The sequence below is a fragment of the Chitinophaga polysaccharea genome (genome assembly GCF_902150045.1).
GTDB classification, from domain to species: domain Bacteria; phylum Bacteroidota; class Bacteroidia; order Chitinophagales; family Chitinophagaceae; genus Chitinophaga; species Chitinophaga polysaccharea_A.
The window spans coordinates 593,383-618,330 of sequence record NZ_CABFVU010000001.1 but is presented as its reverse complement, the minus strand read 5'-3'; the positions used below and the strand labels follow the sequence as shown (position 1 = coordinate 618,330).

Here is a 24,948-nt window from a genome sequence, read left to right as displayed (position 1 = left end):
TAATAGTTAAAACAACAGGTTAGGAATAAAATAGCTAAGGCAGGCGAGGTTATGAACATTTAAATGACCAGTTATTTAGTAAAGGGTATGTTTACCAACAACATAACTGTGATCTGCACCCAAATATAGGGTACCTGACTGACATAATTTCATATTTTTTTGCTTGGCATAATCATTGACAAACCAACGACAAACACGAAAATACTTACAACTAAAGGATAATCTTTAATACTATGGGAAAAATAATAGGCATTGACTTAGGAACTACCAATTCATGCGTTGCCGTAATGGAAGGTAACGAACCGGTAGTGATTGCCAATGATGAGGGAAGGAGAACAACCCCATCTGTAGTGGCGTTTTTAAAGAACGGAGAAAGGAAAGTAGGTGACCCCGCAAAGCGTCAGGCTATTACCAACCCCGTAAACACAATTATGTCAGTGAAGCGTTTCATGGGCCGTCATTTTGACGAAGTAGCCAGTGAGGTGAGCCATGTTACATATAAAGTGGTAAAAGGGGACAACAATACCACAAGAATCGATATAGACGGCAGATTATATACTCCGCAGGAAATTTCAGCAATGATCCTGCAGAAAATGAAGAAAACGGCTGAAGACTACTTAGGCCAGGAAGTAACTGAAGCGGTAATTACCGTTCCTGCTTACTTTAATGATGCACAACGTCAGGCTACCAAAGAAGCCGGTGAGATTGCCGGTCTTGCTGTTCGCCGTATCATTAACGAGCCTACTGCTGCTGCACTGGCTTATGGTATGGATAAAAAGCATAGCGACAGCAAAATCGCTGTATTTGACCTCGGTGGTGGTACCTTCGATATCTCCATCCTGGAATTAGGTGATGGCGTATTTGAAGTAAAATCTACCAACGGTGATACACACCTCGGTGGTGACGACTTCGATAAAGTGATCATGGATTGGCTGGCTGATGAATTCAAAAAAGATGAAGCAGTAGATTTACACAAAGACCCAATGTCATGGCAGCGTTTAAAAGAAGCTGCTGAAAAAGCAAAGATCGAGTTATCTTCTTCTCAGGAAACTGAAATCAATCTTCCTTATATCACTGCAGTGGACGGAGTTCCCAAACACTTAGTGAAAAAACTGACCCGTGCTAAATTTGAGCAGCTGAGCGACAGCCTGGTGGAAAGAACACTGGAACCTTGCCGCAAAGCATTGAAAGATGCCGGTTTGAACACTTCTGAAATTGATGAAATTATACTGGTAGGTGGTTCTACCCGTATTCCAAAGATCCAGGAAGTAGTTGAAAAATTCTTCGGTAAAAAACCCAATAAAGGTGTTAACCCGGATGAAGTGGTGGCTGTAGGTGCCGCTATCCAGGGTGGTGTACTCACCGGTGAAGTGAAAGATGTACTGTTACTGGACGTTACTCCGCTGTCACTGGGTATCGAAACAATGGGTGGTGTAATGACCAAACTCATCGAATCCAATACCACCATCCCTACTAAGAAATCAGAAACCTTCTCTACTGCAGCAGATAGCCAGCCTAGCGTGGAAATCAATGTACTGCAGGGTGAAAGGCCAATGGCTAACCAGAACAGAACACTGGGCCGCTTTATTCTGGGCGATATTCCTCCTGCTCCGCGTGGCGTTCCACAGATCGAAGTAACTTTCGATATTGACGCCAACGGTATCCTGCACGTAACTGCAAAGGATAAAGGCACCGGAAAAACCCAGAACATCAAAATTGAAGCTGGTAGCGGTTTGAGCAAGGAAGAAATCGAAAAGATGAAAGCCGAAGCAAAAGCCAATGAATCTTCAGACAGGGAACAACGCGAAAAGATCGAAAAGCTCAATAAAGCAGACAGCCTGATATTCCAAACCGAAAAACAGGTGAAAGAATACGGCGACAAACTGCCTGCTGATAAAAAGGCTACTATCGAAGCAGCACTTGAAAAGCTGAGAGAAGCGCATAAATCACAGGACAGCGCTCAACTGGATACTGCTACCGCAGAACTGGAAGCTGCCTGGACCGCTGCATCTGAAGAACTGTACAAAGCTTCCCAGGGTCAGCCGGAAGGTGGTCAGCCTAACAGCGGTCAGCAACAGGGCCAACCCCAGGGTGGTGGAAACGACGGAGTTACCGACGCAGAATTCGAAGAAGTAAAATAACACAGCACAGATTTTGTCTGACTCACTGATTTTTATTTTTTGAATTTTATAATATTTAAAGGGAGATAGAGGCGTTTATTCGCTTCTATCTCCTTTTTTTTGCCTGATGCGGGTGTTGCCTGAGTCAGACAAATCCGCATCAGACGCTACCCGCGTCGCGTTTTTTCCTTACTTTGGTCCGGCATAGCCAGGATCAGATGAGTTACATCGTAAGATTTTATCTTCATTATTATACCTACTACGGGCAGGATCTGTACCTGCTCGGTAACTTACCTGCTCTGGGTAATGATATACCCCGGCACGCCTGCCGTATGCAATGGGGAAATTCATCCTGGTGGTATGCAGAGATCCGGTTGGCCGCTGGCTCCCCTTTTATATTGCGATACCAATACCTTCTGAAAGAAGGAGACAAAGTGATGTACGAAGGCGCAGTAAGGGAATTTGTTTTCACTCCGGGGGAACAACAAGATATTGTTTTCATAGATGCCTGGAACGATGCCTCCCGCCCGGAAAACGCCTGGTTAACAGCTCCATTTTCCCGCGTTTTTTATAAACGACCTGCCACTGCTGTAGCGCCGCTACTAACGGCCACGCATATATTCCGTGTACAGGCGCCCCTGTTAGATGCCGGCAAAACCGTTTGCCTGCTGGGTAGTAACCAGTTGATAGGCAATTGGGATACCAGTAATCCGCTACTGCTGCAGTATGATGCACAGGGCTGGTTTTCCATAGCGCTGGACCTTTCCGGGGAAACCGCGCCGCTGTATTATAAATACGGCATCTATGATCTACAGCGGCAGCAGTTCATTGAGTTTGAAACCGGCAGTAACCGTGAGCTGCATACCGCCGCCGTACCAGGACGGCAGGTAATTTTACACGACGGGTTTTTACGGGTGGCACAGGCTCCCTGGAAAGGCGCCGGTGTGGCCGTTCCCGTATTCAGCCTGCGCAGCGCAGAAGGTTTTGGTACCGGCGAATTTGCAGACCTGCCCGCATTGGCTCGCTGGGCACAACATAAAGGGCTGCAACTGATACAGCTGCTACCGGTGAATGATACCACGCAAACCGGCACCTGGAAAGATTCCTATCCATATGCCGCTATCTCTTCTTTCGCCCTGCATCCGCAGTACATCCGCTTACAGGAGATAGGTACGCTGCCAGCACATCATCCGCTGCAGAAACAATTTAACCGGTTACGGCAATGGCTCAACGAAAAAGAATTCATCGATTATGAAGAAGTAATGTCGTTTAAGCTGGCCTACCTGCAGGAACTGTATGAAGTAGAAAAACACCAGTTACAAACACCCGGTTACCAGCAGTGGTTTGCTGTTAATGAACATTGGCTGCTGCCTTACGCAGCCTATTGTTTTCTGCGTAACCGTTACAGAACAGGAGATTTCAGCCGCTGGCCGGCATATAACGTATATGACTACACGGCAGTGAAGCGATTAGTAACTACCGATGAAGAAGCCAGTTGTGCAGCGCATTATCATTTCTTTGTACAGTATCATCTCCACCGGCAACTGGCCGCTGCCAGAACCGCTGTACATGATTGCAACGTAGCCCTGAAGGGCGATATTCCCATAGGCGTGGCCCGTTATAGTGCAGATACCTGGATGAACCCCGGGCATTATCACCTGGATATGCAGGCAGGCGCACCGCCGGATGGCTTCACCAGCGAAGGCCAGAACTGGGGATTTCCCACTTACGACTGGAAACGTATGGCAGAAGACGGGTTGGCATGGTGGCAGCAACGTCTTCGTCACCTGTCGGTTTATTTTGATGCCTTCCGTATTGATCATATCCTTGGTTTCTTCCGTATCTGGCAAATCCCCCTCGATGCCACCCAGGGCATACTGGGATATTTCCATCCGGCTGTGCCGGTGAGCCGGGAAGAGATACGCCGCCGGGAGATCAGCTTTGATGAGAGCCGGTATTGCCTGCCCTATATAACAGGCGCTGTCCTGGATGAGCTGTTTGGCAACTACGCCGGCATGATGAAGGAACAACTGATGCATCCCTTACCGGATGGCCGTTATCAGCTATTGCCTGAGTACAGCACACAGCGGAAGGTAATGGAATCGGCATTGCCTGAAGAGATAAAAAAGATCCTCTGTAACCTGATAGCGGATGTATTGTTTATAAAGATAACCGGTCCTGGCGGAACGGTGTATCACCCCCGCTATGATATGACGGCTACCCGTTCATTTGCCGCCCTGGATGCCCACAGCAGGGAACAATTGCAGGCGCTGTACCATGATTATTTTTATACATGGCAGGAAAGCTGCTGGCGCAGGGAAGCGCTTTATAAACTGCCACTGATAAAAAGAGCTACTCAAATGCTCATCTGTGGGGAAGACCTCGGCATGGTGCCCGCCTGTGTACCGGGTGTAATGCAGGCACTGGGCATTTTAAGCCTGGAAATTGAGCGCATGCCTAAATCAGGGAACAAACTCTTTACTGATATCTCAAAGGTGCCTTATCTGTCTGTTTTAACCCCTTCCACGCACGACATGAGCACATTGAGAGGATGGTGGAAAGAGAATATATCCGTTTCCCGGAAATATTACCTGCAACAACTCGGGCACTCCGGGCCTGTTCCTTCTACAGCTACCCCCGAACTGCTCCGGGAAATTATCGGCAGGCATATGGCTTCGCCGGCCATGTGGCGCATCTTCCAGGTACAGGACCTGCTTGCTGCGGAAGCGCCGGAAAGTAACCGGCATCCCGATACGGAAAGGATCAATATACCCGCTGTAGCCTCGCATTACTGGCGTTACCGTGTTCCCCGGATTTTAGCGTAGTGCACATAGAACAATCTCACAAATGCGTTGTATTTTCACAGAAAGAACCCGTTAGTAAAATGAAGCTCACCCTTTATCCTTTTGAACTGAAGTTCAGACACACCTTTACTATTTCGCGGAAGTCAAAAGATGTGCAACCCCTGCTGGTAGTAAAACTGGAACAGGAAGGCGTGAGCGGGCTGGGGGAAACCGCCGATAACGCTTATTACCAGATGACGGTGCCCAGGCTGATGGATGCCATTGAACAGCACCGTTCTTTTATTGAGAGCTATACCCTTCACACACCGGCAGCCTTCTGGCAGGATATGTACCCGCTGCTGGAAGATAATATGTTTGCACTTTGCGCGCTCGACATTGCAGCATGGGACCTGTACGCCAGGCAACAACAAAAAAAGCTCTATGAAGTATGGGGATTGGATATATCACATAATCCGCTTACCGATTATACTATCGGGATTGATACGATAGAGAATATGGTGAAAAAACTGCTGGAATTTCCCTGGCCTGTTTATAAAATAAAATTGGGCACCAAAGAAGATATTGCCATTATCAGGGAGCTGAGAAAGCATACCACTGCTGTTTTCAGGGTAGATGCCAATTGCGCCTGGGGAGTGGAGGAAACCCTGCGTAATGCAATTGCCTTAAAAGAACTGGGCGTCGAATTTATAGAGCAGCCCATGCCCGCTGCTGATAAGGATGGGATGAAGCAGGTGTACAACAATGTGGTATTACCGGTTATTGCCGATGAAAGTTGTATTGTAGAGCAGGATGTAGCTCAATGCCAGGGCTATTTTCATGGCATCAATATCAAGCTCACCAAGTGCGGCGGCATTACGCCGGCGCTGCGGATGATTGCAGAAGCAAAGCGTATGGGCATGAAGGTAATGACGGGCAGCATGAATGAAAGTACGGTGGGTACCTCTGCGGTGGCGCATCTGCTGCCATTGCTGGATTATGTGGATATGGACGGGCCGTTGCTGCTGGCGGAAGATACTGCGGATGGCATCAGGATGGAAAACGGGCGTATCATATATGCCAACCGGTGGGGAACAGGCGCTGAGCTATTACATAAAGATCATTCTTCCTCCTTCCAGGTTTGAGCCAGGAAAACATAATCTTCAATACAGCCGGTGGTCACAATTGTTTTGCCGGCCAGCGGCATCAAAGGATTAGGCATAAAAGGATTTGCTCCTGAAGGACGTATCAGGTAATCTCCCTGATCTGTAACAAGGAATACGCCCAGGTGTTCACTTTTACTGTGTTTGCCAAATGTACGGAGCACCAGGCGCCCGGTAAGTGTAATAAAGGGACTGTCTTTGTCCCTGTTGCTGTTATCTGCTGACATATTCACGATACCCCAGTATTTGATTATTTTTTTCTTTCACCACTATCACCTTCATAGAAGGCGAGTCCCCAATGGTTGCAGATTCCGAAAATACGTGAAATTTTACAGATGGCATGGCGCCGTTTACATCTTCTTTTACGACGGGATTATTTTTCCTGTTGACAAATACTTTTGGGTCCCGTTTTTCAGTAAAGTTTTTTTCATCCAGCAGCCGGTGCATAGCGTGGTGCAATGCAGGATCGCTAGCATGCGCGCTGTCCGACGGCTGGGGAACGGCAATAAAGTCGTCCAGCATTTTGCCCCTGGCTTCCAGGTTATCACGGCGGTTTTGCAGGGTATTTACAAAAAGTTGTGCATCACTGGTACTGCTGGGGTCTTTGTCGTTGATCACCGGTTGCCATGACGGGTCGCCCAACAGGTAGAATTGTGCGGCTGTTTTAAGCTCATAGGGATCCAGCGTGGGACCCATTTCGTTCAGGAACCGCTGCCTGGCTTCCAGCAGGGCCCTGCCGGTAGAGGCGCCGTTCAGTACATTGATCACGAAATATTGTGTGAGCAGATCTGCCAGTCCCTGCCCGGTTGGAGGGCCATAGGCAATATTGGAGCTACCCACAAAAGCCAGGGCATGGTTCAGCAGGTAACTGTTGGCCATGCTGATCCGTTTGGCGCTGTTTTTCTTGGGGTCAAACAACTGGCCGCCATAGCAGCATTCAGCCGCCACAATAGTGCCGTGGGTGATTTTATCTTTCAGTATATCAGATCTCATGGCCAACGGAAACTCGGTGGATTTCTGGCCATAGAACCCCGGGTTATAGATAGCCCCGTGACAGTTAATAAAATGTGTTTTTGCCTGTAACTGTGCGGCAGTCCAGTTGGTACCATTCAGCGTTGCGTCGCTGCCGGGAAATATCAGGAGATTGCTGTTGCTGCCAAAAATATTCTGCAGGGTATTCTGCGTGGAATTCTGCCAGTCGTACGTGCTCATGGAAAAATAGGGAAGGTAATCACCCTGTTTAGACGGCACCGCTGCCAGTATATTGGAGATCAGTGTATGCAGGTACGAAGTATCCGCTACGCCGGGTATATCTGGCAAACGGCCTACTACGCGGGTAGGTGAAATAAATTTACCGGGATCCGTGTCATAAGGAGTATCACATGCATAAGGCAGATCGCTGGGAATAAAAGTGTCGGGGTCATTATCACCCGGCAACAGGTTCTTCAGCCGCTGAAAGGGAACTATGTCCTGCGATCCCAGTAACAGCAGGTATCCCGGCGAAAAAAAACGGTACAGTTCATCTATTGCTTTTTTGTTCTGCGCGTCATCCAGTGGTTCCGTCACTGCGGTCGACTGGCAGGCCTGCATCTGCGCAGCATCATCCAGGAAAATAACGTGCGCATCCAGGTGCCGCCCGTTATCAAATGCCTGTAATGTGTTGATATCATCCAGGATTTGCTGGTGGGCATCGCCGTATTTCTGTTGAAGGGCAGATTTATTGGTTATAATGAGTTTTGTTGTCAGCATATTTTTTTGTGGGGCTGGCATATTTATCCTGATTGAGCGTTCAAAAATATTGAATTAAAGGATAATATAGTACCAGCCCTTTAAACAATATTCGTATTTCTCTGCGCAGGGTATTTGCATACTGAAAAAGTAAAACGTATTTTTCGGTAAACGTATTGAAGCCGTTATGAAAAAATTCCACCTGTTATCGCTGCTGTCTGTTTTAATTTATTCCGGTGTTCATGCCCAGGTAATTGCCCGTTTTACGGTGAAAGCCGGTAAGCTGAACCGTTATAACAGCGTGATATATACAAGCGTGCCGGCTTCTGCCGGCATCCCGGTGACGCTGGAGGAAGTAACCGGTAATAAACGTATACCCGTTGCCGTTACTGAGCGCGCGGGGCAGCTTTGCTGGATCCTGAAAGGAAATACAGCGGCCGGTACGGAAAGAAAATATGAACTGCGCAAAGGAGTATCCGCTACAGATACGGTTATGACTGCCCGCCGTGCTAACGGCCATGTATTGCTGGCCCAGGCAGGCCAGCCGGTGCTGCAGTATAATTTCGAAACGGTGCATGCACCCGCCGGTGCAGACACCGTATATAACCGCAATGCATTTATACATCCACTCTGGGCGCCCAACGGGGTAGTGCTTACCAACATCTTTCCGAATGCGGGGCACCGGCATCATATGGGCATCTGGAATCCCTGGACCCATACCCTTTTTGAAGGCCGTGAAACAGATTTCTGGAATGTGCAGAAGAAAGAAGGCAAAGTACGGTTTGCCGGTCGCCTGGAAACATTTTCCGGGAATGTATGGTGCGGATTCAGTGCCAGCCAGGATCATATTGCCCTGCTGAAAGACGGTACCGAAAAAACAGCTATTCATGAAACATGGCTGGTACAGGCTTATCCTGCCACCAATAATGGTGCCCGCCGCCTGTGGGATTTTACTTCTTCCTTTAGCCCGGCCACGCCTACCGGCATTACTTTGCTGCAATACCGCTATGGTGGAGGCTTCGGTTTAAGAACTACCGCTGATTTTACAGATAAGACCAGCCAGGTACTTACTTCTGAAGGCAAAACACGCAGGGATGCCGACAGTACCCGCGCACGCTGGGTAAAAATATCAGGCGCCACTCCTAAAGGAAACGCAGGAATGCTGATCATGAACTATCCTGATAACTTTGATTCACCGGAGCCCCTGCGTGTTTGGCCGGAAAATGCAGAAGGTGGAGAACTGATGTTTAATTATACGCCTACCCGCATGAAACCATGGCAATTATACCCCGACGCCCGCTACCAGCTGAAGTACCGGGTAATGGTTTTCAATAATGATATCACGGCAGAAGAAGCGGAAGCGGCCTGGCAGGACTATGCTTATCCGCCGGAAGTGGTGGTGATGCCATAACGCATTTTGCACGGTATCTTTTTTTCAGTTATTTTCGTGAAAGTGAATGATTCGGTTTCAATTCGGTTAACCTCGACGAAGCCCTGTGAACGGCAGTATTGATCAGCCATGCATTTAATTAATAACCCTTAACCATCATCCAAATGAGCAATTTAAATGAACCGGGGAAAGAAGTGCACCCAAATAAACCGGAAGAAGATGACGATGATCCTCCTTCCTGGGGTGGCGTTATTGTTGGCCTGCTGCTCGGTATAGCAGGTATTGCACTGATCTTTTACCGTTACCGGCAATTCCACGCCGTTAGCGACACTACTATCAGTATCACTAAAATTGAAATGCTGATCTATAAGGTAACAGGCGAAAGCGTCTGGGCGCTGATGGCAGCATATGGAATAGTAGCGCTGGCCGGATTCTATCTTGCTGTCAGTAATTACAAAAAACTGCGGTCCAGGTAAATTTTTCAAAACCGTATCCGATGAATAACATTGCTGAGCTGAGATCAAAGCTGCTGGAGATCCATGAAAAAGACAGGAAGCAAACCATCCATGCGCTGATCACCGCAGAGGTATTTGCCATTCTGCTCTTTGGCCTTATAGGCTACAGTATTTTTGCAGGCAGGAACAGTGAAACACCTACGGGGGTGCTTTTCATACTGCTGTTTATGCCCGTGGGCGTGCTGATCCCCTATCTTTTCATGTTTGCACAGATCAGGAAACGTCCTGAAAAAATAAATGATTTTGTAAACCGGCTGGAAAGGGGAGAGGCTGTGACTAACGTTGATACCTATACGGATTATAAACTTACTTTGCCGTTACGGATCATCAGGGTGCGGTTATTCCCGATGGAATATGCGCATATACGTTTGGGAGAAAGCCGTTCTTTTTTCAAGTTGCCCTTGTCTTCAGAAAATGTACAGCCGTTTAAAGCGTTCATCAGTCAGCCTGTTACAGGTTATGTCATCAGCATAGGAGGTACTTCCGCCCACTGGTCTTCTAACTGATAATATCATTTAAGATGAAAACATTGGAAGAATTCAATGCCTTTCTGGATCAGCAGCTCAGGGATGAACTGGGCGCGCTGGAACAGCAGCGTATTACCGGCCGTAACTGGATAAGATGGATGTGGGTAGCCACCCTGGTCCCATTTGCCATTTTTGTTTTTTTTATCGTGAGGTATTCCCTGCGATCCGCCGGCAACGTGGCCGGAGAGGATATTGCAGGTTACGGGAACCAGGTGTTCCTTTTGGTAGGATTGGTAGTATTGGTTACCCTGGCCGGATATGCGGCGCGCTATTTTATGATGAAACGTAAAGGGCTGAACGAAGCTACAGATTACCAGCACGATTTCAAGAACAGGATTGTTAAACCTCTTATCAGTTTTATTAACCCTGCTTTTCAATATCAACCGCTGAACCATGCCAGTTACGAAGAGTTTACGGAAAGCGGATTATTTGAAACAAAAGCATACCAGATGACGGGGAACGACCAGGTATATGGTAAGCTTGGGGAGATGAATTTTCAATTCTGCGATCTCCAGGTAACACATATGCCATTGGTAACCCTGCGCGGGCAGGGGCCGGATACCGTTTTCAGCGGCAGCTATTTTATAGCACAGTTTCCCCGGTACTTCAGTACGCCGGTGTATGTGCTGTCGCGCAACAACAGTGCATCCGGCGATGGTTATATCCGTACCTGGCATCTTGGAAAGAAGGTGCTGCCGGCAGATGTTGCTTTTAATAAACTTTTCATGGTATACGCTCCCGATGACGCAGCCGCACAGCAACTGCTTACACCGGCCCTCATGGAAAAAATTGTTGCTCTGTATGAGCGTACTTCAGCAAAACTGTTCATCTCTTTTTACAACAACCGCATCTATGTGGGCGTGGGCCATGGAACAGATTATTTTGAAACAACGCTGAACAGGTCGTTACTGAACCGGCAGCTGCTGACTGATTTTTATCTTGATTTTATGTCGATGCTGCAATTGGCAGAAGACCTTAAGAGCAATTTACGGATATGGACTTCCCGTTCATTTTCCCAATCATAAGAAATATGGATGAGTATGTTTTTCCGTCAGACAATAAACCGCACGGTCCTCTTTAGTAGGTAGACATCCTCCCTATGTACACTGTTATTTTTTGATGATCTTTTATATTAATAAAAAAATAAATAATATCAGGTGGTTTTTATCAATCTTTGTAACTCTTTGCTGTATTGAGTTTCAGGGTTTTTGTCTGTCATGTGGAATAAGATATTTATCCGGTGTTATCTACTCTAAAAAAGAGGGCATTTTTTTCCGGAATGAATTATCCGTATGGGTTTTCGCTGTATCTTTACTCTGCTTCCAAAAGAAGCAGCCCATAAATTGTAATTGTTAACTGAATTCTGAAAAACCTGGAATCATCCAAATGACCCTGTCAACCTTGACCATATTTGGCCCTGCATTGCAATCCGCCATCAGAATTGCAACAGCCATTGCAAAAGAATATCATCATCCGCAGTTTACACCTGCGCACTTACTGCGCGCCTGTTTACACAAGGAAACCGGCCTCGCCCCTGCATTGCATCAAATGAACATCGACGTATATTACCTGGAAGAATGGGCGGAAGTACGGTTGGATGAAATGCCCAGGGCTTCCCGTATCCCCGATGAACCGGAACCGGATGACGCGGCGGCAGTTGTATTGAATGAGGCGATCAGTATTGCACAGGACGGCGATAATGAACCGGATGCCTGGAGCCTCCTGGTAGCCCTGTGCACACCGGGTGTGGGTTTTTCCTACGAACAACTGAAAACATTTCCCTTTACGAGGGACCAGCTGATAAATGCCGGCAAACAGGGTAAAGAAAATAATATCGTAAATACTGCCGCACCAGGCGCTATTAAACCAGGTGCGCTCAAATATGTATACCGTATTACCGATCCCCAGCTCCTGAAAACCTTTCACCCGGTCATTGGCCGTGATGGCGAAATAAGGGCGGTAACGGAAGTGCTTACACGTAAAGACCGGGCCAGCGTGCTGGTGATCGGGGAAGGCGGCGTAGGTAAAACGGCATTGGCAGAAGGTTTGGCCCGCGCTATTGTACAGAAGCAGGTGCCACTGCAGTTACAGGCCTCGGAAATATATGCGTTGGACTATGGCGCATTTATAGCAGGGGCTGCTTACAAAAGTGAATTGGAAGACCGCCTCCTGCAAATCATTCAGCAACTGAAGCAAACGGGGAGGCATATACTTTTTATTGATAATCTCCACAGCCTGCTGGACAAACAATCCGGCACCGGTATGGCCAATGTGCTGAAAGCCGCGCTGGGAAAAGGAGAGATCATCCTGATAGGAACCACTACACCAGAGGGCTTCCGGAAACTGATTGAGCCGGATGCCATCCTGAGGCACCGCTTTGAAACCATTACCCTCGCGGCGCCGGATGAAACACTGGCCACAAAAATGGTAAGCGCCGTGGTGCCTGTATACGAAAACTTCTACCAGCTTAAGGTTTCACCCGAAGGAGTACAGGAAGCCATCCGTTTATCAAAGCGCCACCTCAAGGAAAGAAGCCTGCCGGATAGCGCCATAAACCTGCTGGACCGCACTATGGCTGCAGTGAGGGCCATGGAAGATACCAGCCAGCCATTGCTGCAAATTCTGGAGGAAGAATTTGCATTGCTTAACAGTAAGGAATCCTTACTGGCAGGGGATCTGCATTGGTTTTACCGGCAAATGAAAGAAAGGCTCGGCGTATTATTATCCTCCCGTTTACATACAGATACTGATCTGCATAAAATATCCACCGTTCCGGAACTGCAGTCTGCATTGCAACAGCTGCTGGAACAGCTGTCTGCAATAGCCGGTACGCGGCAGGAAGAAGTAGCGCCGGTAGACCTGGCCACTATGATTGCCGCCATCACAGGTATTCCGCTCGGGAAGGTGCAGTCACAGGAAAGGGAACGGCTCATCAACATGGAAGCGCAACTGCGTAAACGGGTGGTAGGGCAGGATCATGCCCTTAAGGCCGTGGCAGATGCCATACTGGAGTCCCGCTCGGGCCTGAGCAGGCCAGGGCAGCCCATTGGATCTTTTTTCTTCCTGGGACCTACCGGGACCGGTAAAACGGAACTGGCAAAATCACTGGCGGATTTTCTTTTCCAGGACGAGCGCTCCATGATCCGCTTTGATATGTCGGAGTTCAAAGAAGAGCATGCCGCAGCCCTTTTGTACGGTGCCCCTCCGGGTTATGTCGGGTATGAGGAAGGCGGGCTGCTGGTTAATAAAATACGGCAGCAGCCCTACGCTGTGGTATTGTTTGATGAAATAGAAAAAGCGCATCCCTCTGTATTTGATATTTTCCTGCAGATCATGGATGAAGGAAAGCTGCACGACCGCCTTGGGAAAACAGGTGACTTCTCCAATGCACTGGTATTATTTACTTCCAATATCGGAAGTGAAGCCATAGCCCGCTCTTTCCAGGAAGGAGTGATCCCTGCCTCACAGCAGCTGATGGAATTAATGGCCCGTCATTTCCGGCCTGAATTCCTGGGAAGGCTTACGGAGATCGTTCCGTTCGGACCTATACAATCTGCCAACGTGGAAAAGATCTTCGATATTCATTTACAGCATTTACTGCAATTGCTGGAGCAGCAGCAGATCAGCTTTACCGTTACTGCAGATGCCCGCCAGCACCTGGCCCTGATGGGTTATTCCCCTCAGTACGGTGCAAGGCCGCTGCGGGAGGTGATAAGAGGACAATTAAGGAAGCCTTTGTCGAGAATGATTATAGACGGTAGCCTCCGGAAAGATATGACGGTAACACTGGATATAAAAAATGAACAGTTAGACTGGACAATAATTTGATGATTGTCAGATTCCAAAATTCTAAATTTATCTCAAATGAATGACAACTACGGAATTGGCGGCACAGAAGTGAAGCTGGACGCCAACGAAGCCATCGCGGAAATTTCGCATAACCGTACCTTGTTTGCTGAAAAGTTAACCCAGCAGGCGCCTGTTAAACCAGAAATAGTGGAAGGGCTTACTTCCGTAGAAAGTGTATTTGAACACTTTAAACCGGCAGTGAATGTAAGTTTCCATGATGCAGAGGGCCGCACGGTCCCGGAAAAATTACAGTTCCACCACCTGGGCGATTTCGGCGTAAAAGGAATTACGGCGCAAAGCGCTTTTCTGAACGACCTGGCCACAGAGAAGGAACAGTACCTGAAAATTATGAAACAACTGAAAACAAATAAGATCCTCAAGTCGGCCCTGGCTGATCCGGATGCCCGCAAAGCTATGCTGAGCGCTATTCGCGGAATGATGAACGACCTTAATACCAAATAATTAACCGTTGCCTATACGGGAACATAACCTCAACGATTATGGCAGAATTACAGAAAAACCAGGAGCTGCAGAACGAAAGCCTGTCTTCACAGCAATCTGAAGCTAACCTCGCCGGAAGTATTGAAGACCTGGCAAAGTATGGAGGCTTCGACCTGTTGGAAGCAGCTGTCGAAGGTGCGCAAAACCTGAACCCCGAGCGTAAGGCGCGCCGCAATATCTTTTTGACGGAAGCCGGTAAAAAAACTGAAAGAGATAAATTAAAGAAGATACTGTCCCTCTGGGAAAAAGTATTATCTGAAACAAATGAACTGCCTGAAATGGTGGAGTATTGCACCACCCATGCAGAAGAAGCCGAAAAAGTGCTGTCAAATAATCTTGCAGAAGCAATAGATTCTACCCGTGAACTGGAGCAATCATACAGGAATGTAGCGCTCTTCTTCAAAAATACGGAGTCCGACAAGGTGAAAAATGTATCCTTCATCAATGTGGAGCTGGAGCAGCTGAAAGACCTGGATAATACCCGGTTTATTGATGCTATCAGCACAGAGCTGGTGAATAACTATGATCGCCTGGATCTGCGTAACAACTATAGCCTGCTGGTAATTCCCGGCTACCTTGGCTCCAACAAGGTGATAGAGAAATGGGCAAAAATTGCGCATGAGAACAAAACCATGCTGGTAACGGATTTCGCGCACCTGGATGCCCCGGATGATGTGATGGAAATGTTTGAACTGGCTAACCTCACCGGTGGGGAAATTCATCGTTCCAATGTGATCATGGCCTGTAACTGGCTGGTGGGCCGTGGAAAATTTGATGAGATAGGAGAACAGGAACACCTGTATGTACCGCCATCAGGCGCACTGGCAGGTAAGATCTATAAAACCCTCATGTCGCAGGTAACTGCCGGTAAAAAATTTGGCGGTATGAACGAAGTGGATGGGGTGAAATTTGAACTGAAGAAAAGTGAAATCGCCAGCCTGGAGAAAATGGGACTGGTGCCTATGGTGAAAGAATATGGAAAAGTAATGGCCTTCAGTGCAAAAACGCTGTTCAATGGCGACAACCTGGGACTGCAAACCTATTCGGTAGTTCGTGTATTCGACTTCGTTACCAAAGTGCTGATGGACTTCCTGAACCGCAGGGCTTTTGAAAACTTTAACGCCAATACCCGCAAGGACCTGATGAAGCAGATCATCCGATTCCTTGATGGTATCACCGGGCCGGATAAGCTCATCGAAGATTTTAATATCCGCCGTTTCGAGCAGGACCCGATCCAGAAGGACCGTATCCACCTGGATATTCATCTGAAGCCTTATTTCCCTGCCAAAAACTTCCTGATCAAAATGGAAGGCCAGAGAGGGGATGATGCAGCAGATTGGGACACCACCTACGAACAGGATGGTAAATAGCCGCAGGCAGTCAGCTTTGGGGCTTAAACGGGCATTGGGGAGTTATTCCCCAACCCGGGGCTGATTGCTTAATCCCGTATATTAAATATCATAAGCATTAAAGCCAATTGTAAAGATGAAACATGTGCTGTGCAGTCTGCTGCTTTGTTTGTTAATCACCGGCGCCTTGTCAACGGTAAATGCCCAAACGGGCACAGATAGTATTCTAACCACCAGGGGAGCGGTAACGCTGATCACCTCCGGTGCGCCTATCAGCACTTTCCAGATAGGCGATGGAAAAAATACTGACTACGATTATCGCATCGTGGATGGTAATATGGTTTTTTTACGCCCCCTGACGGCTGCTCCACGGCCCACCAACCTGATAGTGAGGGAAGGAGAGCATATTCATTACATGATCATTGCCTACCATGATAAAGTGGAGCTGTCCCGCCTGAAATATACCCTGTCTGGCAAACCCAGAACAACAGGCGCCATTACCACTCCTGAAGCAACACCGCAGGCGCCCCGCGCCGGCTATGGCGAAAGGGACGGACAAGTGCCCGTTGCTGATGTTCCTGAAGAAACAGGTCACCTGATCAGTGTAGATACAGTGACCGTGGGCAAAATAGCAGAGGACTTCGGGAAAGATCATAAAGTAAACCGGCAATATGAAGTGAAAGTAGATGATGTGAGCGTAGGATATGCGCAGGCCATGACGCTTAATAACATGAACTATTTTTCTTTCCGGATCCGCAATAAAGGAAAAGAGCCTTTTGAAATAGTAAAGGCCAGCCTGTTGCATAAGGAAAAGAAAGATACTGCCCTGCTACATGCTATGCCTATCCTTTATAAAAAGGGACCGGAAACCATCGCGCCAAAACAAGATGCCAACGAAGTATTTGTAGTACCGTCCAAACAATTCCGGAAAGAAGACGAAGTGATCATTGTACTGCAAACCACAGAAGGAAAGCAACAACTTGTACTGTATGTACCTGTAACCGCCTTCCCTAAATATATGATGGCGAAGCAATAGGAAAGCCAGATGAAGAAACAGGTTGTTCTGATAGGAATACTGCTGTTGCTGCTGCCGTGTTTCATCACGGCGCAGCAGGTGGATTTCTGTGGTGAAGTGGTGCCAATGGAAAGGGATTTTGTTTCCTACCGCCTGATGGATGTAATTAAACGTAACCTGCGCTACCAGGGTTATCTTCCTGCACTCCGGCTGAAAGCGGAACAATATTTTCCCATCATAGAGCCGATCCTGCAACAGTACCAGGTACCACTGGATTTTAAATACCTGCCTATCGTGGAAAGTGGCCTCAGTAATGCTACGTCACCTGTGGGCGCGCAGGGGGTATGGCAGATCATGCCGGGTACCGCAGTGGAACTGGGGCTAACGGTAAGCGCCGGCTATGATGAAAGAAACCACCTGATCAAAGCCACCCACGCAGCCTGTAAACTGATACGGCTGCTGCATCGGCAGCTGAACTCCTGGACACTGGCTGCAGCAGCCTACAACGCCGGTTCGGGAAATATCTCCCGGAATATAAAGCGCCAGGGAAGCAGCGATTACTACCAGCTGTTGCTGAATAATGAAACAGCCCAGTATATCTATAAGATCATTGCCATTAAACAGCTTTTTGAAAGCCCTGAGCTATACCTGCCAGGGTTCGGATACAATGTATTCAGTAAAAGTTCTGCTAACGGTTCTGTATTTTCCAGGCCCGCGCCAGTAAGTAATGCGGGCGATAAAGATTTCAATTCCATCCGTATCTCTGTTAGCAGGCAGGCGATCACTCATGCTGCAACAACCGTATACGCCGCCCGGCTGAAAGTAAGCAATGCCTTTGAAGATGGGCAGCTGGTAAGCATTCAGCTGCTTGACGATCTTCAGGCCAATGGTGTTTATATCCGTAAAAATGCCAGTCTTTCCGGCAAAGGCTGGATGGTGGGTAACCGGGTATATGTGGATCTCGGGTTTGAGAATGCCGTGGTGCTATATGCCGCTGATGGTAAAAAAGGTGTGCCCGCCGGCCTGTTGAAAACCGGCGGAGAAGTGCAATTGCGGGGGCGGAGTGATAACAGGAGTGCCATTTCCACAGTACCGGCATCTGCTGTAGCATTTACATCAGCGGGCCGTTAATAAACACCCGGAAAGAACGATACCCCGGATACTCTTACTGCGTCACCTGTTCCAGCTGTAGCATTTACATCAGCGGGCCGTTAATAAACACCCGGAAAGAACGATACCCCGGATACTCTTACTGCGTCACCTGTTCCAGCTGTAGCATTTACATCAGCACATCGTTAATAAACACGCGGAAAGGGAAAGTATTACTGGATTTTTCTTCCAGTTGCAAAAGCAGTTCCTCTTTCATGTACTGCAAATTGGCAGCTGGATAGCGTTGGGTGGGCTGAAGTAATGAAATACGTATATCGAGCGTACGGCTGTAACCCGCATTCACTCCAGGTTGCAGGGCCATACCTTTTACAACGGCAGCCGATTTCATTTCCCTTCCGAAAATAGTACGGCAAAGCGCCTTGATATCTTCCGGGGTCACAATACGGTTATGCGAAAGTAAATGGGAACGGTACAAGTTAATTTTCTCGTCAATATTCAGCCTGTCTTTCCCGCCCTGGGTATTGCTCAGCAGCGTAATGCTGTTAGGACGGGTATTGATGTTGCCGTATTCCAGCAGCCTGGTGCCCATACGGATATTATTGGCAGCGGTACCGTTGGTAGAATAGAACTCAAGGAAAATATATTCTGCATTTTCTTTTGGCTTTACCATCAGATAAGGAATGTTACCTTTGTTGGCGCCGGGTTGCAGCTGTTCTTCCAGTGAAGCGATGAGCTGATGCAGTTCCCGCATCCGGTTAGTCACAAAATCATTTTTTACTTCTTCAAATAAAGAGCTTTCATCGCGGATCACTTCCACCAGGTAGGCAATCACCTCTTTGGCTTCACGGGTGTCGAAACGCCCAATACCACTGCTGCGGATAACCAGTTCCCCTTCCTGCATCTGCCCGGCGCTAGAGAAGTTACGCACATAATAGTCGGTTCCCTCAAGGTCGTACACACGTTTGATATCAAAGAAAATATCCGGTGTTTGCAGGGGGATGATATTCAGATAACGATTCAGCTTCATGGACTGCTCGTTATTTTTTTTATTGATGACAGGAAAACAGTTGATGCTGCAATAAAGATCCTCCAGTAAGGTATGATGCAGCGCTTCCGGGAATTCGATACGCAGCCAGTGAACCTCTTTGTTTAAGCGCTGGGTATCCTGCCCGAAGATCCTGTTGATAACTTCTGGTATACGGGTTGCCACAGGAGGGTGCGTATCGGTAATGGTAAGAAAATGACGACGGAATTTCTGGAGGATATGCTGGCTGTAGCGCGTGTTGTTATTTACCGCTACCTGGATCATGTTATCTGTTTCCTCCTCTGCAATGCTCCGGCTGTGATGATAGCCGCTTTTGATCATCAGTTCCCGGTTGCCGGTAAATACTTTCGCCAGCGGAAGATAGTGGTAGAACATTTCCTGCTGATGTACATTGCGGAGATCAAAAAAGAAAGACATGCCTTCCCAGGAATGTGGCACATCTTCCAATGCCACGCCGATCCATAAATGATTGGGCGCCATATCAGGAAATACCTGCCCCTGCAATACCTGCTCCTTGAACCAGTGATCGCGGGTTTCATAGAGTTTATTGCCGATGGCCATATACTGTACCTGGCCTCTGAACAGCCGCTGACTGGTTACAGGTGCAAAGAAAAGGTCGCGGTTATGAGTGCCTGATTTGGTATGATGATAAAACTGGTGATCCGCATGAATATCTGCCACTGCTTCGGTAGCAATGGCGTGGAGGATGCCATAGGCAGGCTGACTGCTGGTAATGGGCTCCGGCATCATGATCTGTGCCAGCCGCTCTACCAGCCGTGCATGTGAAACATCCACTTCCCCGGAAATTTTCTCCAGTTCACTGGCGCAGGCTTCCAGTAACAGCTGCACTACAGGGTCAAAGGAGGTTTCCACCTCTGCGTCCGGGTATCCCCATAAACGCGCAGCTGTTTTCAGCATGCGGTCCTTTATTCTTTCTTTTTTTTCTTTCATGAGCGGTTAATAAACAAATAATCAATCGTACGACAGCGGGCTGATGTAAAAGAAGCTGCTGTACTGGAACGGATGATTGTTTTTGGTAACGGTTCCCGAAACGGTGACCCTTATTTTCTTTTTCATTTTACGGGTAGATGGCAGCATCAGTTCTTCCTGGTTTACAGCGGCTACTACCCTTATCTGTGAAATTCTCTTTTCGTATCGTGTGATAGAGGCTTTTACCGCGTTTTCAATCTGTTCCTTTACTTCGTTATTGGAAGCCTTGATATCAAAATCACTGTCCCACCACTGGCAGCCGTATTGGGGATCATCTTTATTTTCGCCCAGCACCGTGGTGATGAGCAGGTGGATATGCTGTGCTATAGAGTCTTCCAGCGAAATAGCCGGCATGTCATTTTTCTGCAGCAGCTGCGAAAAATCAATAGGCAACTGATAATATTTTCCTTTCATGATGTGCGCTTAAAATATACCCAACACTTTTTTACGGTCATACATAATGAGGATTTCCTTTACACATCCTTTCTCATCTTTTGCCAGGTTAACCCTTTCTATCTTGAATTTTTTCTTTCCATAGATCCGCTGACAGAAGTGGGTAAAGTTATCAACATCGTTTGTGTTAAGTACCACTCTTGCATTAAGGTTGTTGCAGAGGTATTGTGCAAAGTCGCTGGCCGTTTTCTGCTTCAGCGTTACCTGGGTAAGCATATATTTAAACTCATCGTCGGAGATGGTAGGCCGTGGTTCTTCTTTTTTAACCGGTTCTTCCGGTGCGGGTGCGGGCAGCGGCGCCGGGTTAAAGGCCGGTTCCGGCCGTTCTTCCGGTATGGTAGCTCTGGCCGGGAATACGGTAATATGTTTTAATACCATATGACTGCTGTCGCCGTTGATGATCAGGGATAAAGTCCTTTCACCGGGCGAAGAGAAAGTATAGGTAACGGAAGAGCCGCTATGTGGTTCTGCATTATCCTGCAGCAGGCGCCACACCCAGCTTTTGGCTGAAGGGGTGGAATTAGTGAAGGTAACGGGTCTGCCGGCGAATGCTTCGGCGGGGCCATCTATCACCGGGAAGATATCGGGTTGATTGCCTGAAGCAGCCGGTGTGTTCATCACCACCATTACCTCCTTACGCCAGGTGCATTTGCCGGAAGTGAGCGTAATCATATAACTGCCGGCTTTGTTGAATGAATGATATACCTGCCTGCCGGTAGCTTTGGCGCTGGAGTCGCCGAACTCCCATGTATATTCCGAATTTTTTTTGGCGGCGTTTTCTGCATTAAAGGTGATCACTTCTCCAACTGCATATGCTTTGCTGTTACTGTTCTGAACATGGCTGAGTTTTATATCTGTATTACTGCAATCTTCACGGCCATCCAGCTGGAAAGCCAGCAGTGCCACACTAACAAGGAACAGACCCAGGAAGGTCCAGAGTACCAGCGGGTCAACATGGCTGGCAATTTTTCCAAAAGGTCTGAATGAATTTACCTTGTGTTCATTTTCGGGTTTACGGGGGGCCATCGGTTTTTCAGGTTTTTACAATTTTAGTATTTTTTTCAGATAAATAGCCAAAGATAATGGCTATGGGAAAAATTTTTTCGGGGTGCAAAATTTAAGCCGTAATATGTCATAATAATAAATCAAACCCCTATTTTTGTTACTGAGTTGTTAGCCCGGAACCATAGACGAATGATAGTTATGCTAACAGTTTGCCGCTAATAGCAGGATAAGAGAAACCTAAATAGAACCTCATGGTAAATAATGCGCAGAAGGCTGCCGTGCTGGAAGAAGTGATTGACCACGTCAATGCTTTACCATACGATGTAAGGGCCGAAGTAGTGGTGGGGGAATTGTTGGATAACCAGGTGCGGGAAGAAGAAGTGGTGGTGCAGTTGCAGAATGTATTTACCCGGTCATTTGCAACAGATATCACAGGAGTGAAGCTGGATGACAGCCAGCCGTATCAGCCGTTTATTAATTTTTTCCTTTCGCGCGACGGTATTTATGACCGGCTGCCGCAGGGAATGTTTCATGAATTCAAGCAGGAGCCTTCTTCCAGGCAGCATGGCGTTACAGAAATGGTGGCGCGGTACAAAAAGCAGCAACAGCAAGAGCAACAGGCACGCCGCTTTTTTCAGCCCCTGGAAAATGAGTTCTTCCTGCAACGCGTATACCTGGAACAGCGGGAGAAACACCTGCTGTTTGATGTGTTTGGTAAAGACAGCGACCAGCTGTTCCATGAATTCTGGGAGCTGCCTTCCGGTCTTCCTGCCGCTGCGGTAAACCGGTTGGTGAAGCTGCTGCCATATGTTCACCGGATAGCAGGTAATACCACATTGGTAAAGCTTTGCCTGGAACAGGTGCTGGAAGAAGAAGTGAATATCGCCTGGCAACGTGCGCCACAAATGGTAAGTACTGAGAACAGTATTCCCCTTGGAGAATGTATGCTTGGGGTAGATGCTATGGTGGGCACAGCCTGCTATACAGATATGCCGGTGGTAACGGTGAGCATTGGCCCGGTGAAACGTCAGCGGATATACGATTACCTGCCATGGCAGCCTTATGGAAAGCTATTGGAAACCTGCTACGGATACCTGTTCCCGGCAGATGTGGAAATTAAGACAGTACTGGTGCCTTCTTCCGGTGAAAAAAATGTAACCTTGCACGATAAGCAACCTGAGCAGGGGATCATGGGGTATAATTTTTTTCTCTGAGAATAGCCGGCAGATGCTTATATGGAATTATTTTTGCTATTTACGGACCATCTGAAAAAACCTGAAATGTTAGTACCCAAACCCGAAAAACCTTGACATACCATCAGAACTATGAGATACACCGCTAAGTTTTATATCATGCTGGCCGGCGCCCTGGCTATAGGTTCCTTTATAGTGGCTTTGCTCAGCAGGTACATTAAGAATTTCAGTCTTTATAAGAAGAAGGCACTGTTGTATTTAGTATGTATGACGCTGGTATTTGCTGTGATCAGTTCTATTCCTTTCCTGTTTACCCATCAAAACCTGATGAACCAGTATCTTTTTTATGAAGTATGGTTCCTGGGGCTTGGCGTTGTACACTGTCACTTTATGTATACCCGTTTCTGGGCCAATGAAACCACGCTGGTATCTGAACTGGCCTTTATACTTGCCATCTGGCTGTTTGGAGGGGCCGGCTTTGTGCTGGTGAACCGGATACTCGATAAGGATACCTTTCTTTATTATCCTATGCTCACCAGTATGTTTTCTTTTGTACTGCCCACCTTTGTTTATAAAACTTTTGAAAAGATGATGGCCATCCCGGTAAAAGTGCATAAATGGTGGCAGTATCCCATTTATAAAGATGTACCCGAAGTAAATGAAGATGAGATGAAAGACCTGATCGTTATAGGGCTGGAAATGGAGAAAGGGCCGCTTGATAGCAGCCGTACTTATTTCCGGGCACGCACGCCTATCAAAATGGATCTGGGCGACCTGTTCTATCATTTCATCAACGATTATAATGATCGTTATCCAAATACCCCGATTGACTTTGTAGATCACACCGGGCAGCCATACGGCTGGGTATTCCACCTGAAGCCACGTTGGTTTGGCAGCGCCAAAACGCTGGACCCGGACAAAGCGGTGTTTATGAATGGCATTAAAGAGAACAGCGTGATCATTTGCAACAGAATTATGTTATCCTAAAAGCAGTATTATGGCAGAACCGCTCAAGCATTTCCCCGTTAACTGGGTGGATGGAATGAAGATAAAAAAGCAACATTTTATAGATACAGAAAATGCTTTACTGGATCAGATCAGGGATGCGTTGGCGTGTGGTGTTCACGCACTTAACTACGGACTGTTGCCCCCCAAAGCAGAAAACAAAGAGTCGCTGCGCTGCTGGTTTGTAAACGACAATCAGCATCAATGGCGGATCAAGCTCACCGAATGCCGCGCTATCACGCCCGGTGGAGGCCGCATTGAAATCCCCGAACATACCGTGCATTCACTGAAGTATGCCACTACTTTCCCTGAAGCTACTTATACCTGGGATCCGCAACATACGGAAAGCACTTATTACGTATTAATACAGGTAAACCCGTTTAACAGGCAACCCAGCGGAGAACCTTTACTGGATGAAGATCCGCCAAGATTACCATATGCCACACCGGAATACAGCCTGTATGTGGCTCCTGCATCACAACTGCCTTCAGGACAGTTAGGGAGTTACCAGATGGTGCTGGGCCGCATCAGCGTATCGGATGGCCGTGCACAAATGGATGACGACTATATACCGCCCTGCAGCATCGTAAGCGCGCATCCGGCGCTGGTAGACCTCTTCCATGAACTGGATCAGTTCCTCGGGCAGATGGAATTATACGGGGTGCATATCGTACAGAAAATTTATGGCAGGAACCAGCAAAATGACCTGGCGCTGGTAGTGTTGTATATCACTGAAAAAATGGTGCAGTTCCTCGGTACCAGAATCACACAATTCAGGTGGCTGGCATTGCAGCAACCCCCGGCACAAATGCTGGAAATTATTGCGGGCCTGGCACGTACCATGAAAAACGCTATCGACCAGCGCGCCGGCGCCGGTAAGGAAGAGCTGCTCAACTACCTGTCTGAATGGTGTGAACTGCGGCAGGGAGAACTGGAAACACTCATGATCAACTGCGCAAATATCAGATACAAACACCTGGATGTAAGAGAGTGCCTGCAACCCATGATCCCGTTTGTAAGAGCGGTGAACAAACTGTTTGAAAGCCTGAGCCGCCTGGATTATATCGGACGCAAGCAGGACAGCAACATCTTCGTGAAAGAAGAATCACAGCAGGATGCCGAATACCTGCGTAAACATAAAACCAAACGTTGGTTTTTCACTGACTAACCACATTAATTGTTTCAACGAAAGATCTGCCCGGGTCAACAG

The 24,948-nt window shown here is 47.7% G+C and carries 20 protein-coding genes; 15 read left to right on the top strand and 5 right to left on the bottom strand.

From position 1 onward, the window contains the following. Positions 1-233: 233 nt before the first annotated feature. From dnaK to FN124_RS02510, 3 genes are all read left to right on the top strand, one after another. On the top strand, positions 234-2,141 hold the full coding sequence (gene dnaK / locus FN124_RS02520; RefSeq protein WP_142683213.1) for a molecular chaperone DnaK: 1,908 nt from the start codon (positions 234-236) through the stop codon (positions 2,139-2,141). Between the two features lie 197 nt (positions 2,142-2,338). Further along, on the top strand, positions 2,339-4,945 hold the full coding sequence (locus FN124_RS02515) for a 4-alpha-glucanotransferase (RefSeq protein WP_142683212.1): 2,607 nt from the start codon (positions 2,339-2,341) through the stop codon (positions 4,943-4,945). Positions 4,946-5,004: 59 nt separating this feature from the next. After that, on the top strand, positions 5,005-6,045 hold the full coding sequence (locus FN124_RS02510) for a dipeptide epimerase (protein ID WP_142683211.1): 1,041 nt from the start codon (positions 5,005-5,007) through the stop codon (positions 6,043-6,045). Here the strand turns inward: FN124_RS02510 and FN124_RS02505 are convergent. Next, entirely contained in the window at positions 6,021-6,296 is a 276-nt protein-coding gene (locus FN124_RS02505) for a hypothetical protein (RefSeq protein ID WP_142683210.1), read from the bottom strand. The two genes, FN124_RS02510 and FN124_RS02505, sit on opposite strands and share 25 nt — an antisense overlap. Further along, positions 6,277-7,812 (bottom strand): C25 family cysteine peptidase, encoded by a 1,536-nt coding sequence (locus tag FN124_RS02500; protein ID WP_142683209.1) that lies wholly within the window; start codon positions 7,810-7,812, stop codon positions 6,277-6,279. Before FN124_RS02500 ends, FN124_RS02505 begins: the two co-directional genes overlap by 20 nt. A 166-nt stretch (positions 7,813-7,978) precedes the next feature. Here FN124_RS02500 and FN124_RS02495 point away from each other — a divergent pair, with 166 nt between their 5' ends. From FN124_RS02495 to FN124_RS02455, 9 genes are all read left to right on the top strand, one after another. Then, a complete protein-coding gene (locus FN124_RS02495) occupies positions 7,979-9,202 on the top strand; it encodes a DUF6807 domain-containing protein (RefSeq protein ID WP_142683208.1) in 1,224 nt (407 codons plus the stop codon). A gap of 143 nt (positions 9,203-9,345) precedes the next feature. Then, positions 9,346-9,657 carry a hypothetical protein gene (locus tag FN124_RS02490; RefSeq protein ID WP_142683207.1) on the top strand — a complete coding sequence of 104 codons (312 nt, stop codon included), beginning with the start codon at positions 9,346-9,348 and terminating at the stop codon, positions 9,655-9,657. Between the two features lie 20 nt (positions 9,658-9,677). After that, positions 9,678-10,202, top strand: a complete 525-nt coding sequence (locus FN124_RS02485) for a hypothetical protein (RefSeq protein WP_142683206.1) — start codon at positions 9,678-9,680, stop codon at positions 10,200-10,202. 14 nt (positions 10,203-10,216) lie between these two features. Further along, the gene (locus FN124_RS02480) at positions 10,217-11,248 is read left to right on the top strand and encodes a DUF3137 domain-containing protein (protein WP_142683205.1); all 1,032 of its coding nucleotides are present in this window, start codon (positions 10,217-10,219) and stop codon (positions 11,246-11,248) included. 361 nt (positions 11,249-11,609) lie between these two features. After that, the gene (locus FN124_RS02475; RefSeq protein WP_142683204.1) at positions 11,610-14,051 is read left to right on the top strand and encodes an AAA family ATPase; all 2,442 of its coding nucleotides are present in this window, start codon (positions 11,610-11,612) and stop codon (positions 14,049-14,051) included. Between the two features lie 36 nt (positions 14,052-14,087). Beyond that, entirely contained in the window at positions 14,088-14,534 is a 447-nt protein-coding gene (locus tag FN124_RS02470) for a hypothetical protein (protein WP_142683203.1), read from the top strand. 38 nt (positions 14,535-14,572) lie between these two features. Further along, positions 14,573-15,943: a DUF5458 family protein gene (locus FN124_RS02465; protein ID WP_142683202.1), complete on the top strand. Its 1,371-nt coding sequence runs from the start codon at positions 14,573-14,575 to the stop codon at positions 15,941-15,943. Positions 15,944-16,058: 115 nt separating this feature from the next. Next, entirely contained in the window at positions 16,059-16,958 is a 900-nt protein-coding gene (locus tag FN124_RS02460; protein ID WP_142683201.1) for a hypothetical protein, read from the top strand. Between the two features lie 9 nt (positions 16,959-16,967). Further along, on the top strand, positions 16,968-18,068 hold the full coding sequence (locus FN124_RS02455; protein WP_142683200.1) for a transglycosylase SLT domain-containing protein: 1,101 nt from the start codon (positions 16,968-16,970) through the stop codon (positions 18,066-18,068). Positions 18,069-18,216: 148 nt separating this feature from the next. On the opposite strand, the gene FN124_RS02450 is transcribed toward FN124_RS02455, so the two are convergent. The 3 genes from FN124_RS02450 to FN124_RS02440 are packed head-to-tail and all read right to left on the bottom strand — an operon-like array spanning position 18,217 to position 21,561. Next, positions 18,217-20,043: a type VI secretion system baseplate subunit TssF gene (locus FN124_RS02450; protein WP_142683199.1), complete on the bottom strand. Its 1,827-nt coding sequence runs from the start codon at positions 20,041-20,043 to the stop codon at positions 18,217-18,219. A gap of 21 nt (positions 20,044-20,064) precedes the next feature. Beyond that, positions 20,065-20,496, bottom strand: coding sequence for a GPW/gp25 family protein (locus FN124_RS02445; protein ID WP_142683198.1), 432 nt, complete (start codon positions 20,494-20,496; stop codon positions 20,065-20,067). 9 nt (positions 20,497-20,505) lie between these two features. Further along, positions 20,506-21,561 (bottom strand): PKD domain-containing protein, encoded by a 1,056-nt coding sequence (locus FN124_RS02440; RefSeq protein ID WP_142683197.1) that lies wholly within the window; start codon positions 21,559-21,561, stop codon positions 20,506-20,508. 230 nt (positions 21,562-21,791) lie between these two features. Between FN124_RS02440 and FN124_RS02435 the strand changes: the two genes are divergently transcribed. The 3 genes from FN124_RS02435 (at position 21,792) to FN124_RS02425 (ending at position 24,906) form a co-directional block, all read left to right on the top strand. Beyond that, a complete protein-coding gene (locus FN124_RS02435) occupies positions 21,792-22,754 on the top strand; it encodes a type VI secretion system baseplate subunit TssG (RefSeq protein ID WP_142683196.1) in 963 nt (320 codons plus the stop codon). Positions 22,755-22,865: 111 nt separating this feature from the next. Then, entirely contained in the window at positions 22,866-23,720 is an 855-nt protein-coding gene (locus tag FN124_RS02430) for a TssN family type VI secretion system protein (RefSeq protein ID WP_142683195.1), read from the top strand. A gap of 10 nt (positions 23,721-23,730) precedes the next feature. Continuing rightward, entirely contained in the window at positions 23,731-24,906 is a 1,176-nt protein-coding gene (locus FN124_RS02425) for a hypothetical protein (protein WP_142683194.1), read from the top strand. Positions 24,907-24,948: the final 42 nt, after the last annotated feature.